Consider the following 12324-nt stretch of genomic DNA (forward strand, 5'->3'; position numbering starts at 1 on the left):
AACAAGGAGGTGCTTGTATAGATGGCACGTATTGCTGGTGTAGATATTCCACGTGAAAAGCGTGTAGTAATCTCATTAACTTACATCTATGGTATTGGGAAAAATACTGCACAAAAAGTTTTAGCAGAAGCTGGTGTTTCTGAAGATACTCGTGTTCGTGATTTAACAGAAGACGAATTAAATAAAATCCGTGAAGTTATTGATAAATTAAAAGTTGAAGGTGACCTTCGTCGTGAAGTATCCCTTAACATTAAGCGTTTAATGGAGATTGGTTGCTACCGTGGTCTTCGTCATCGCCGTGGTTTACCGGTTCGCGGACAAAACACTAAAAACAACGCTCGTACACGCAAAGGTCCTCGTAAGACTGTAGCGAACAAGAAGAAATAATCGGTAAAGGAGGTATATTAAATGGCTCGTAAAACTAATACACGTAAACGTCGTGTCAAAAAGAATATTGAACAAGGTGTTGCACACATTCGTTCTACTTTCAATAACACTATCGTAACTATTACTGACGCTCATGGTAATGCACTATCTTGGTCAAGTGCTGGAGCTTTAGGGTTTAAAGGTTCTCGTAAATCTACTCCTTTCGCAGCTCAAATGGCAGCTGAAACTGCAGCGAAAGCTTCCATGGAACATGGAATGAAGACGCTTGAAGTTACAGTTAAAGGACCTGGTGCTGGACGTGAAGCTGCAATTCGTGCACTTCAAGCTGCTGGTCTTGAAGTTACAGCTATCAGAGATGTAACTCCAGTTCCACATAATGGTTGTCGTCCACCAAAACGTCGCCGTGTTTAATTTTTCTGTATATATTTTGTATCCTTGACTATAATGGGATATGATAGGCAGTTTTTTGGATTTATACAGAATTTTTTCCAGTTATTGTACGCAAAACGGGAACGTATACATGGGGGAATTTCGGTTAGAGATTGCTAGCCGGGGTTTCGACGTTTTGAAGGAGGGTATATTTTCATGATCGAAATAGAAAAGCCAAAAATCGAAACGGTTGAGATCAGCGATGATGCCAAGTACGGAAAGTTCGTCGTAGAGCCACTAGAGCGTGGATATGGTACTACTTTGGGTAACTCCTTACGTCGTATCCTATTATCCTCACTACCAGGTGCCGCTGTCACTTCGGTTCAAATTGATGGAGTACTTCATGAGTTCTCAACAATTGAAGGCGTCGTAGAAGATGTAACATCAATCATTTTAAACATTAAAAAACTTGCGCTTAAAATTTACTCTGATGAAGAAAAAACTCTAGAAATCGATGTTCAGGGCGAAGGCGTTGTAAAAGCAGCTGATATTACCCATGATAGCGATGTGGAAATTCTGAATCCAGATCTTCACATTGCCACGCTTGGATCAAATGGCCATTTACGTATGCGCTTGACTGCTAGACGCGGACGCGGCTATACCCCAGCTGTCCAAAACAAACGAGAAGATCAGCCGATTGGTGTGATTCCTATCGATTCCATCTATACACCAGTTTCTCGTGTTTCTTATCAGGTAGAAAATACTCGCGTAGGTCAAATGACTAACTATGATAAGTTAACATTCGATGTATGGACTGACGGAAGTACGGGTCCACAAGATGCGGTTGCACTTGGTGCGAAGGTCTTAACTGAGCATTTAAATATCTTTGTTGGATTAACTGACGAAGCTCAGAATGCTGAAATCATGGTTGAAAAAGAAGAAGATCAAAAAGAGAAAGTACTTGAGATGACCATTGAAGAACTCGATCTTTCTGTTCGTTCATATAACTGTTTAAAACGTGCTGGAATCAATACCGTACAAGAGTTAGCTCATAAAACGGAAGAAGATATGATGAAAGTTCGCAATTTAGGCAGAAAGTCTCTTGAGGAAGTTAAAAACAAACTAGAAGAGCTTGGATTAGGATTGCGTAAAGACGACTGATTCGTCAGCAAAGCCGATATTTAAGCATTGAACAAGCAATTTTGCATAAAGAATGACTTCAACAAAGGAGGGAAACTTTCATGGGATACAGAAAGTTAGGACGTACTAGCTCTCAGCGTAAAGCTATGCTACGTGACTTAGCAACAGACTTAATCATCAACGAACGTATCGAGACAACTGAAGCTCGTGCGAAAGAACTTCGTTCAGTTGTTGAGAAAATGATCACTCTTGGTAAACGTGGCGATCTTCATGCTCGTCGTCAAGCAGCTGCTTTTATTCGTAATGAGGTAGCAAATGCGGAAACAAACCAAGATGCACTACAAAAACTATTCAGTGATGTAGCTTCTCGTTATGAAGAGCGTCAAGGCGGATACACTCGTATCATGAAGCTTGGACCTCGTCGTGGAGACGGTGCACCAATGGTTGTTATTGAATTAGTATAATTTCGTATTGAATTGTTCTATAGGGGGCAGGACAGAATGTTCCTGCCCCTATTTTTACAGTGAGTCATAATAAATTGAGTGTTACGATGAGCACATAGTTGGTTTATATGCCGACTGCTTTTCAATGATTCAAGTTGCGGTGGGCAAGGCGCCTCCGCTTTTCGCTATGATATCTAGCTACAGCGGCTAGGGGCTCGAGGTCATAAGCCAATCCATCAAGTAGGTTAAAGGACAACCTACTCGCTGTCTCGTCTTATGCTAGTCGCCCCTGAGCAAGCCGCTTCCGCTTTTAAGTGTGTCTCGTCTAGCTCTTGCATGCACCTTTTCGGTTTTATATGAACGTATTAAGCGTAGCAGGAATATCTGCTTTCGGAGAGGTGCAGGCTTTTTATTTTGGCTAATAAGATAATGTTTCGATAGATTTTTTATAGAAATGAGCTTAATTTGGGAGGCAGTTAATCGTATTTACTTCGGATAGTGCGTGTAAATTAAATAGGTGAGATAGCTTTTTTTATAAAGGTGATATTCATAACTATTATTTTTTGTTATCCTTAAATATAGACACTGTCATACTATGAGCTCGCCAAGAATGGCGGGTTTTTTATTAAAATTAAGAGTTTGATTTTCTGGAAGAAGAGAATAGAAGTGTTTATTAAAAGATAGTATAGTTTGTTTAGTAGAATAGAGAGTATTGCGTTTTGAAGTTTGAGAACTGTCTAGCTTCAGCGCTTACGCTTTTCTATTAGTCGAGAGGAGGAGCAACAATGAGCAGAAAGCCGCTAGTTCAACTAGAACATGTATCCTTTCAATATGATATTGATGCTAAATATGCCGTTCGTGATGTGTCTTTTGAGATATATGAAGGAGAGTGGCTCGCAATTGTTGGTCATAATGGTTCTGGAAAATCAACACTTGCAAAGCTTTTGAATGGATTACAATTTCCGAAAGAAGGATCCATTACGGTTAATGGTATGCATCTTTCAGAGGAAACGGTTTGGGAAATAAGAAAACAAATTGGGATGGTATTTCAAAATCCAGATAACCAGTTTGTTGGTACGACTGTGCAAGATGATGTGGCTTTTGGTTTAGAAAACAACGGGATTGCTAGGGATGAAATGGTTGAAAGAGTAAATAACTCCTTAGAAAAGGTGAAAATGGCGCAATTTCTTGATCAAGAGCCGCACCATCTATCTGGTGGTCAAAAGCAAAGAGTAGCGATTGCGGGAGTGATTGCCTTAAGGCCTGCAATTATTATTCTCGATGAGGCAACATCTATGCTTGATCCACGAGGTCGGGAAGAAGTTTTGGATACGGTGAGAGAACTAAAGAATGATCATAAAATGACTGTCATTTCTATTACACATGATTTAGAAGAGGCCGCTAAAGCTGACCGAATTCTCGTGATGAATAAAGGGGAGCTTTATCGAGAGGGCACCCCTGAGGAGATCTTTCAAATGGACGAGGAACTTGTTCAGCTAGGTTTGGACATTCCGTTTCCAATTAAAATGAGCAAGTTGTTAAGGGAAGAAGGAATCTCCCTTTCAAGGCATTTTTTATCTGAAGAAGAGTTGGTGGCTGAACTATGGACATCTCACTGCAACAAGTAGAATATCGCTATCAAGTAGATACTCCTTTCGAGCGCCTAGCCATTAAGGATGTTTCAATTGATATACCATCAGGCACTTTTTTGGCGATTATTGGGCATACAGGCTCAGGTAAATCGACGGTTCTTCAGCATCTAAATGCATTATTAAAACCAACAGCTGGCAAAGTGGTAGTCGGTGAAAGAGAAATAACATCAGATAAGAAGCAGAAGAATTTGAAGGAGATTCGCCAAAAGGTTGGAATCGTTTTTCAATTTCCAGAGCATCAATTATTTGATGAGACAGTCGAAAAAGATATATGTTTTGGACCAATGAATTTTGGTGTATCAGAAGAGGAAGCAAAAAGGAGAGCGAGGATTGCCATTTCACAAGTTGGGCTTCCCGATGAAATTTTAGAAAAATCTCCTTTCGATTTATCTGGGGGGCAAATGCGAAGAGTTGCCATAGCTGGTGTTCTTGCAATGGAGCCAGATGTGATTGTTTTGGACGAGCCAACAGCTGGGCTTGATCCGCGTGGGCGGAAGGAAATTATGGAGATGTTCTATACTCTTCATAAAGAGAGAAAGCTTTCCACTGTTCTCGTTACACATAGTATGGAGGATGCGTCAAAGTACGCAGACCAAATCGTCATCTTGAAAAGAGGCGAGGTATATAAAAAAGGGACGCCCGAAGAAATTTTCTCATCACCTGAGGGACTCATACAGTTAGGGTTGGACGTTCCGGAAGTTGTCCGTTTCCAACAAAAAATAGAAGAGAGATTTCATACGAAATTATCAAAGACGCATTTAACAATTGAGACACTAACGACAGAGATTGCTTTGTTCGTAAAGGGCGGTGAGCAAAAATGATGGAAAAAATGATTTTTGGCCGGTATGTACCAGTAGATTCATTAATCCATCGGATGGACCCGCGCTCAAAACTAATGCTCATTTTTATCTTTGTCTGTATCGTTTTTATTGCAAATAATAGTTTGACATATGGTGCTTTAATTATTTACACATTATTAATGGTAGCACTATCCAAAGTGCCGTTTCGTTTTATTATTGGAGGGTTGAAGCCTGTTTTATGGCTTGTTCTCTTCACATTAATATTACATTTGTTTTTAAACAAACAAGGGGAAGTCATTTTTCACGCGGGTTGGTTTACGATTTATGAAGAAGGATTAAGACAAGGTATTTTTATTTCTTTACGCTTCTTCCTGCTAATATTGATGACATCTACCTTAACATTAACAACAACACCGATTGAAATTACGGATGGGCTGGAAAGCTTGTTACATCCATTAAATAAGGTGAAATTTCCTGTCCATGAGCTTGCACTTATGATGTCCATTTCGCTTAGATTTATCCCGACCCTTATGCAAGAGACGGATAAGATAATGAAGGCACAAACAGCAAGAGGTGTTGATTTTTCCAGTGGTCCGATGAAGGATCGTGTGAAAGCCATTATCCCGTTACTAATCCCGCTTTTTGTTAATTCCTTTAAAAGAGCAGAAGAGTTGGCTACTGCGATGGAAGCACGAGGCTATCGCGGGGGAGAAGGACGAACGAAATATCGGCAGCTAAGCTGGGGCACTGTCGATACTTTAATGCTGCTGTTACTAGGACTGGTTACCGTTCTCCTAGTAGTATTACGGACGTAATGAGGCTCTAAATATGAAAAGGTATAAATGTATTGTTTCCTATGATGGGACGAGGTTTGCAGGCTATCAAGTCCAACCGAATAAGCTGACAGTTCAGAGTGTGCTTGAGGGAGCATTAGCAAAGCTTCATAAAGGCACAGAGGGGTGTATCACTGCTTCAGGCAGAACAGATGCAGGTGTTCATGCAAAAGGGCAAGTCATTCATTTCGATTCTTCACTCAATATTCCGTTGGCAAAATGGGATATTGCTTTAAATTCTTTATTGCCGGATGATATTGCGATTAAGAGTGTGGAAGAGGTTAAGGCCAGCTTCCATGCAAGATTTGATGCAGTAGGGAAGGAATACCGTTATTTTGTTCAACGCACAGAAAAAAGAGATCCGTTTAGGAGAAATTATGCTTACCATTATCCTTATCCATTAAATATTCATGAAATGAAAAAAGCTTCCCTGGCTTTAATCGGAACACATGATTTCACAAGCTTCTGTTCAGCAAAAACAGAAGTGATGGATAAGGTAAGGACGATTAGGGAAATTGAAATGATAGAAGACGGAACACAGCTTGTTTTCCGTTTCGTTGGCAATGGCTTTCTCTATAATATGGTTCGAATTTTGGTGGGCACACTTATAGAGGTTGGTTCTGGAGCAAGAACGGCAGATTCGATTTCAGAAATAATCGCCCAAAAGGACCGAATCTATGCAGGAAAAACAGCTCCAGCACACGGTTTGTATTTGTGGGAAGTTTATTATTAATTTATCATAAAGTTCACTGTTATTTTGCTGCTTTTGTTGATTGGAGCGGAGGGCACGAGACACCTGCGGGAAAAACGTGTCAAAGGGAGACCCCACAGGAGTGATAGCGACGAGAAGGCTCTCGGACCGCCTGCGGAAAGCGAGTGTCTGCAGCGGAAATCAACAAATTTGATGTGCAAAATTTATTTTTTTAAAAAAAATCTTAAAACAACTAAACCTGGCGTAACATTTTATTGACAATAGCCATCAAAAAGTGTATCATAGCAAAGGTATTGTTATTAAAACCACGATAAGCCCCGGAACTTATTGTGTCGTAGATAAATGAACCAATGAAATTATGATGATGGAATTTTTAGGAGGGAAACTAATGCGTACAACGTTTATGGCGAATTCACAAACAATCGAACGTAAATGGTACGTGGTTGATGCAGAAGGCAAAACTCTAGGTCGTCTTGCTAGTGAAGTTGCATCAATTCTACGTGGTAAACATAAACCAACTTTTACACCACATGTTGACACTGGTGATCATGTAATTATTCTTAATGCAGCAAAGATCGAATTAACTGGTAAAAAATTGACTGATAAAATTTACTATCGTCACACAAATCACCCAGGTGGTTTAAAAACAAGAAATGCTCTTGAAATGCGTACAAACTATCCTGAGAGAATGTTAGAGCTTGCAATTAAAGGCATGCTTCCAAAGAACTCTCTTGGCCGTCAAATGTTCAAAAAATTACACGTATATGCTGGTAGCGAACATAAGCACCAAGCTCAACAACCTGAAGTTTACGAACTTCGTGGATAATTTTTAAGGGAGGTTATTAATTTGGCACAGGTTCAATATATTGGCACTGGTCGTCGTAAGAGCTCCGTTGCACGAGTTCGTTTAGTACCAGGTAACGGAAATATTATTATCAATGATCGTGAAATCGAAAATTACATCCCATTTGCAGCTCTACGCGCAGTTGTAAATCAACCACTTGTAGCTACTGAAACTCAAGGAAGCTACGATGTTCTTGTAAATGTACATGGTGGTGGCTATACTGGTCAAGCTGGCGCTATTCGCCACGGTATCGCTCGTGCGTTACTTCAAGTTGATCCAGAATACCGTCCAACATTAAAAGCTGCAGGTTTATTAACTCGTGACGCTCGTATGAAAGAACGTAAAAAGTACGGTCTTAAAGGCGCTCGTCGTGCTCCTCAGTTCTCAAAACGTTAATAGAAACATTGATATATCAATGTTTACAGAGATTTTTTGGTTCAAGTTGGTTCAAATCAACTTGAACCTTATAAAGCACTTAACAGATTTAAAGCATCGGCATCTTGCTGGTGCTTTTTTTCTGGCATTAATTCCAGATAATAATTTTGTGTGGTTTGTATATTTATGTGTCCTAAACGTTTCGATACATAAGCAATATCTATATCTTGAGCAAATAAAAAAGATGCATGAGTATCTCTTAAACCGTGAAACGTCGTTTTACCAATGTATAATTTCCCCAACAGTTCAGCTAATAGTTCGGATTGTTTAAAGCCTCCAAAACTAAAAATATAACCATTTTCTTTCACTGGAATGGGAAATTAGAGGACTATTTAATTGAAGAACAAATTTAATTAGGACGTGAGTCTCTAAATGATTATTAGGGGGAAAATAATGAAGAAGGCACTTCTGATCATAGACGTTCAAAATGGAATGTTTCAAGAAGGTAATGTTGTATATAAAGGGGATAGATTACTTCGAAGTTTAAAAGATTTAATCGCTCAAGCACGCTCGATGGATACACCAATTTTTTATATACAGCATAATGCACCTACTGGTAAACCTTTAGAGTTTGGGACAAAGGGTTGGGAGATTCATCCTGAAATTACTCCAAATATTCAAGATGTAATCATTCAAAAAACTACTCCTGATTCATTTTTTAATACCTCTTTAGATGATGAACTGAAAAAACAAGGGATTGAACATTTAGTAATTGCGGGAATTCAAACAGAAGCGTGCGTTGATACAACTTGTAGAAGAGCTTTTAGTATGGAGTATAAGGTTACCTTAGTTTCAGATACACACAGCACTTGGGATTCACAAGATATTACTGCCCAACAAATTATAAACCATCATAATGGTGTATTACGTTGGTTTGCCGATGTTTACCCAAGTAAAGAAATTACATTTGATAGTTGATACTGAAACAATAGGTGTTTCCTTTATTTTTTGGAACATTCTATTGAATAAATAAAATCAACACTCAACTTTAACAGAGTCACTTAAAAAAGAACTAGTACACATGAGCTAGTATTAGGTAACGACGAACATTCCAATAACGAACATATCCTTTTCCATCCAAGTGGTGACATAGCGCCATCGAAGGAAGATATTACATTACAAAGAGAGTAACCGAAGCTGGAAAGTTACTAGGCATCGAAGTGCTTGATCACTTAATAGTAAATAGTGATACCAGTTTTACTAGCCTGAAAGAGAGAGGCTATATTTAAAAGGGAGAAGCAGCTCCTTTTTTTTCTTCAAGGTATATTTATATATTCGCATTATTAAATGTAGGTTTTGGTAGTATGATTATTAGAGTTAATGTATCATATAGAACATGGAACTGACGGGGCAGGATAGTGGAAAAAGGAATTAACTTATTATCTATATCATATAAGTATGATAGTGCGAAATAGTAATTGATTGAAAAAATGGAGGTATTTTCCTAAAATAGCAAAAATACATTGCTATTATCTCAGTGTAACTTCTAGTGGGAAAGGAGTTTATAGGTGAAAAAAGAGAGTGATCGTTTATATTTCATCGATAATTTAAAAATAGCTTTAATTATGCTTGTAGTAGCTCACCATGCTGGACAAGCTTATGGACCAGGTGGTTGGTGGTTTTTTTTGGATGATGAATCTATCAATTGGTTGGGCAGATTTTTCTCTGTAAATGCAGCATTTTTTATGAGTTTGTTTTTCTTTTTATCAGTCTATTTTCTCCCCCAATCAATCTCAAGAAAAGGGCCGAAACGGTTTTTAAAAGAACGGCTTATTAGAATTGGTATTCCATTACTACTGGGATTTCTCGTGATGATTCCTATTCTGATGTATTTATATTACATTAATTTCAGAGATTATGAACCCATCCCATTTTTTTCCTACTATGTTAATATATTTTTTGGACTTGGTAATGAACCCGCGAATTGGACTGGGCCATCATGGCCTGATATGCAATTTGGCCATTTATGGTTTTTAGAGCATTTACTTGTGTATGCGATTGTGTTTTCGGTCTGGACCTTCTTTACATCTAAGAAATTCACACAAAAGTCTGATAGAAACATTAAGGTTTATCAGATTCTCTCCCTGTGGTTGGTCGTTAGTTTAGTGACTTTTATTACAAGGATATGGTTTCCTATTGATCATTGGACAGCTTTTTTAGGATTTATTCAAACTGAATTTGCACATATACCACAGTATGTGAGTTTCTTTTGTTTAGGCATTATGGCTTATCATCGCAAATGGTTTTTAACTATGAGTGCGAGAGCAGGATACATCTGGCTTGTTATTGGAATATTAATAGTGACCATTTTGTATTTTGGAGGAAATACGATAGATCCTTTTCTTTTAAAGGGTGGACAAAACTTCGGTTCGTTGGCTCGATCATTAATTGAGACGTTACTGTGTATTTCACTTGTAATCGGTCTTCTAATATTATTTAGAGAGAAAGTTAACGGCGCTAATCGTTGGTCAAAGATGTTAGCAAACAATGTATTTGTTGTTTATTTCATCCATGTCCCAGTAGTTGTCTTTCTTCAATATACATTGAAGGACCTACCAATATCAGTCTGGACTAAATTTCTTATAACGGTATTTTTAGGAATCATTCTAAGCTTTTTGCTAAGTCATTTTGTATGGCGAAAGATTCCATACCTCAAAAAAATGATGTAAAAGGAAATAATTTTTAGATAAGTGAAAAAGCCAGCATTAATGCTGGCTTTTGTCTTAATAGGATAATGATGTGTCATAAAAATAATGGTTCTTGTTCAACGGGTGCTTTACTTTAATAAGCTCCATTATTAAAAGACTTTAAATGTACACATAGCAGTGGAATATATTAGCAAAATGTATTCAACTAACATCTATCTTGTTGGTTCAAATTGGTTCAAGTAATGTCAATTTCAATCCTTTACCATACATTTTTATCCATATAACAATTCCCAAAACGTAGATATAAATGGATTATGATGTATTCAATACACTTAGAATATATCTGTATATTTCTCAAAACGTTAATATATCAACGTATCAAGACTCTTTTCACTTATGTGGAAAGGGTCTTTTTTATGCTTAAAAAGAATTCTCGAATATTTAAATTACTGTTAATACGATTCATAATCTTTAGATTAGTAAATGAAATAAAGTATCTCCTACACAGCTTTTAAGAGTCTGTTTACCATTTTTAAAAATTTATCTTATTTTTTGGCGAAAAAGATAGAAAAATGTCAAAAGATATATTGTGAATTTTTAAATAATTTAGTAATATAGTTCTACTACCTTCTTTTATATCATTTATGGGTTTCCAAATTGCATTTTGTACGAAATGGCAAAGCCATTGAAAAATGGTGACGCAAAACTATAGGGGCTAAGTTATTTAATAAGCCAGCCAGTTACCGAATATAACTCTTACTGAATAGATAAGGGGGAATGTAGTTTGGAGATAGGTAAAGAGCGTAAAGATCGTTCTTTAGAATTAGTCAGTCGTGATATAAGAATTTTAAGAAATTTAATGTATCAAGCTAAAGAACGCTTAGGAAGAATGGATGATCCGCTTTTAATTCAAATTAGTCAATTTTTAGATTTAAAGCTAAATCTACAAAATGAATTAATGAAATCCCATAAACGAAGAGGAGGAATGGTCATATGCGTAAAAAGAAACAAATAAATAAAATAGTAAAAAATAACCTTAAAAAGCTTTCGAAGGAAAATGAACAATTACAATGGCAGAAATCAGTTGTTAGGGAGGAGTACGTGAATTCAAAGTAGGAGAATGATTCATTGAAAATGATAAGTATGAGTGGAAAATCTAATGTATAGATGAAGGTAGACAGTTGACTTGTTAAAAAGTGAACTGTTTTTTTTTTGCTATTGCTCGTGACGTTGCGTCATATATTATAGTAAAGATAAGGAGTTCTTTACATGGTGCAAACGGATTTATTAACTGTTGGAGAGCTGGCAAAGGTGATGGGCGTAACGGTTCGTACTTTACAATATTATGATAAGGAAGGGTTGTTAAAGCCCTCAGCTAAAAGTGAAGGGGGACGCCGTCTTTATTCAAATAAGGATTTAGTTAAACTACATCAAATCCTGTCATTAAAGTATTTAGGTTTTCCTTTAGATAAAATTAAAAATATGATGTTGTCTTTAGACACACCAGATGAGGTCGCTTTCGTATTAGAAAAGCAGTATATGGTTGTTGAAGAGCAAATTAAGAATTTACAAAAAGCACTTACGGCCATTGAGGCGTTGCGAAAAGAGGTTCTATTAATAGAAGAAGTGAATTTTAGCAAATATGCGGATATTATTTCCCTTTTGAAAATGGAGAACAAAAACTATTGGGTGTTGAAATTGTTTGATAATCAATTATCCAGTCATATACGAGATAGATTTGTAGACAATCAAGAATTAGGCGCTGAACTTTACAGAACTTATTTTACGATTCTTGAAGAGGCTGTTTTATTAAATAAGCAAAATGAGCCGGTTCAAAGTAGAAAAAGCATTGAGCTCGCGGGGAAATGGTGGGCGATGATTTCCGAATTTACGGGTGGAGATATGAGTTTACTGCCAAAGCTAATGTCTTTTAACGATAATAAAAAGGGATGGGATGAAGAAATAGCTGCTAAGCAAAAACAAGTCGACGATTACATAGGAAAAGCGCTTATGTGCTATTTTACCAAAAATGGAATTTCCATTCCCGAAATGGAGGGATAA

16 protein-coding genes and 1 riboswitch are annotated in these 12324 nt (G+C 37.3%); of the genes, 15 read left to right on the top strand and 1 reads right to left on the bottom strand.

The genetic code is table 11. From position 1 onward, the window contains the following. The first annotated feature begins 21 nt into the window (after positions 1-21). The 10 genes from rpsM (at position 22) to rpsI (ending at position 7576) form a co-directional block, all read left to right on the top strand. Positions 22-387 (top strand): 30S ribosomal protein S13, encoded by a 366-nt coding sequence (rpsM, locus tag KDN24_RS00850; RefSeq protein ID WP_409970821.1) that lies wholly within the window; start codon positions 22-24, stop codon positions 385-387. A gap of 21 nt (positions 388-408) precedes the next feature. Next, positions 409-798: a 30S ribosomal protein S11 gene (rpsK, locus tag KDN24_RS00855; RefSeq protein WP_057776559.1), complete on the top strand. Its 390-nt coding sequence runs from the start codon at positions 409-411 to the stop codon at positions 796-798. A gap of 174 nt (positions 799-972) precedes the next feature. After that, positions 973-1917, top strand: a complete 945-nt coding sequence (locus KDN24_RS00860) for a DNA-directed RNA polymerase subunit alpha (protein ID WP_409970820.1) — start codon at positions 973-975, stop codon at positions 1915-1917. A gap of 80 nt (positions 1918-1997) precedes the next feature. Beyond that, positions 1998-2360, top strand: coding sequence for a 50S ribosomal protein L17 (gene rplQ, locus KDN24_RS00865; protein ID WP_409970819.1), 363 nt, complete (start codon positions 1998-2000; stop codon positions 2358-2360). Positions 2361-3124: 764 nt separating this feature from the next. Further along, the gene (locus KDN24_RS00870; RefSeq protein WP_409970818.1) at positions 3125-3967 is read left to right on the top strand and encodes an energy-coupling factor ABC transporter ATP-binding protein; all 843 of its coding nucleotides are present in this window, start codon (positions 3125-3127) and stop codon (positions 3965-3967) included. Further along, positions 3943-4812 carry an energy-coupling factor ABC transporter ATP-binding protein gene (locus tag KDN24_RS00875; RefSeq protein ID WP_409970817.1) on the top strand — a complete coding sequence of 290 codons (870 nt, stop codon included), beginning with the start codon at positions 3943-3945 and terminating at the stop codon, positions 4810-4812. Before KDN24_RS00870 ends, KDN24_RS00875 begins: the two co-directional genes overlap by 25 nt. Further along, entirely contained in the window at positions 4809-5606 is a 798-nt protein-coding gene (locus KDN24_RS00880; RefSeq protein WP_409970816.1) for an energy-coupling factor transporter transmembrane component T family protein, read from the top strand. Before KDN24_RS00875 ends, KDN24_RS00880 begins: the two co-directional genes overlap by 4 nt. Before the next feature lie 13 nt (positions 5607-5619). Further along, entirely contained in the window at positions 5620-6357 is a 738-nt protein-coding gene (truA, locus tag KDN24_RS00885) for a tRNA pseudouridine(38-40) synthase TruA (protein ID WP_409970815.1), read from the top strand. A gap of 367 nt (positions 6358-6724) precedes the next feature. Continuing rightward, positions 6725-7162 carry a 50S ribosomal protein L13 gene (gene rplM / locus KDN24_RS00890; protein ID WP_409970814.1) on the top strand — a complete coding sequence of 146 codons (438 nt, stop codon included), beginning with the start codon at positions 6725-6727 and terminating at the stop codon, positions 7160-7162. 21 nt (positions 7163-7183) lie between these two features. Continuing rightward, positions 7184-7576, top strand: a complete 393-nt coding sequence (rpsI, locus tag KDN24_RS00895) for a 30S ribosomal protein S9 (protein ID WP_409970813.1) — start codon at positions 7184-7186, stop codon at positions 7574-7576. A 68-nt stretch (positions 7577-7644) separates the two neighbouring features. On the opposite strand, the gene KDN24_RS00900 is transcribed toward rpsI, so the two are convergent. Further along, complete coding sequence (locus KDN24_RS00900; protein ID WP_486303951.1) at positions 7645-7923, bottom strand: tyrosine-type recombinase/integrase; 279 nt, start codon at positions 7921-7923, stop codon at positions 7645-7647. 85 nt (positions 7924-8008) lie between these two features. On the opposite strand from KDN24_RS00900, the gene KDN24_RS00905 reads away from it, so the two are divergent. From KDN24_RS00905 to KDN24_RS00925, 5 genes are all read left to right on the top strand, one after another. Further along, a complete protein-coding gene (locus tag KDN24_RS00905; protein ID WP_409970812.1) occupies positions 8009-8533 on the top strand; it encodes a cysteine hydrolase family protein in 525 nt (174 codons plus the stop codon). A 242-nt stretch (positions 8534-8775) separates the two neighbouring features. Next, the gene (locus KDN24_RS00910) at positions 8776-8844 is read left to right on the top strand and encodes a hypothetical protein (RefSeq protein ID WP_409970876.1); all 69 of its coding nucleotides are present in this window, start codon (positions 8776-8778) and stop codon (positions 8842-8844) included. Between the two features lie 279 nt (positions 8845-9123). Continuing rightward, complete coding sequence (locus tag KDN24_RS00915) at positions 9124-10284, top strand: acyltransferase family protein (RefSeq protein WP_409970811.1); 1161 nt, start codon at positions 9124-9126, stop codon at positions 10282-10284. 644 nt (positions 10285-10928) lie between these two features. Further along, positions 10929-11011, top strand: a riboswitch (cyclic di-GMP riboswitch). A 36-nt stretch (positions 11012-11047) separates the two neighbouring features. Continuing rightward, positions 11048-11278: a hypothetical protein gene (locus KDN24_RS00920; protein WP_409970810.1), complete on the top strand. Its 231-nt coding sequence runs from the start codon at positions 11048-11050 to the stop codon at positions 11276-11278. Positions 11279-11532: 254 nt separating this feature from the next. Beyond that, complete coding sequence (locus tag KDN24_RS00925) at positions 11533-12324, top strand: MerR family transcriptional regulator (protein ID WP_409970809.1); 792 nt, start codon at positions 11533-11535, stop codon at positions 12322-12324.

Source organism: Cytobacillus sp. Bva_UNVM-123 (genome assembly GCF_046351715.2).
Taxonomy (GTDB): domain Bacteria; phylum Bacillota; class Bacilli; order Bacillales; family Cytobacillaceae; genus Cytobacillus.

What these genes read in the sequence shown, in the direction of transcription:
- rplM (WP_409970814.1), top strand. Translation starts at nt 6,725, where the DNA reads ATGCGTACAACGTTTATGGCGAATTCACAAACAATCGAACGTAAATGG.
- KDN24_RS00860 (WP_409970820.1), top strand. Translation starts at nt 973, where the DNA reads ATGATCGAAATAGAAAAGCCAAAAATCGAAACGGTTGAGATCAGCGAT.
- rplQ (WP_409970819.1), top strand. Translation starts at nt 1,998, where the DNA reads ATGGGATACAGAAAGTTAGGACGTACTAGCTCTCAGCGTAAAGCTATG.
- rpsM (WP_409970821.1), top strand. Translation starts at nt 22, where the DNA reads ATGGCACGTATTGCTGGTGTAGATATTCCACGTGAAAAGCGTGTAGTA.
- KDN24_RS00905 (WP_409970812.1), top strand. Translation starts at nt 8,009, where the DNA reads ATGAAGAAGGCACTTCTGATCATAGACGTTCAAAATGGAATGTTTCAA.
- KDN24_RS00875 (WP_409970817.1), top strand. Translation starts at nt 3,943, where the DNA reads ATGGACATCTCACTGCAACAAGTAGAATATCGCTATCAAGTAGATACT.
- KDN24_RS00880 (WP_409970816.1), top strand. Translation starts at nt 4,809, where the DNA reads ATGATGGAAAAAATGATTTTTGGCCGGTATGTACCAGTAGATTCATTA.
- rpsK (WP_057776559.1), top strand. Translation starts at nt 409, where the DNA reads ATGGCTCGTAAAACTAATACACGTAAACGTCGTGTCAAAAAGAATATT.
- KDN24_RS00925 (WP_409970809.1), top strand. Translation starts at nt 11,533, where the DNA reads ATGGTGCAAACGGATTTATTAACTGTTGGAGAGCTGGCAAAGGTGATG.
- KDN24_RS00870 (WP_409970818.1), top strand. Translation starts at nt 3,125, where the DNA reads ATGAGCAGAAAGCCGCTAGTTCAACTAGAACATGTATCCTTTCAATAT.
- truA (WP_409970815.1), top strand. Translation starts at nt 5,620, where the DNA reads ATGAAAAGGTATAAATGTATTGTTTCCTATGATGGGACGAGGTTTGCA.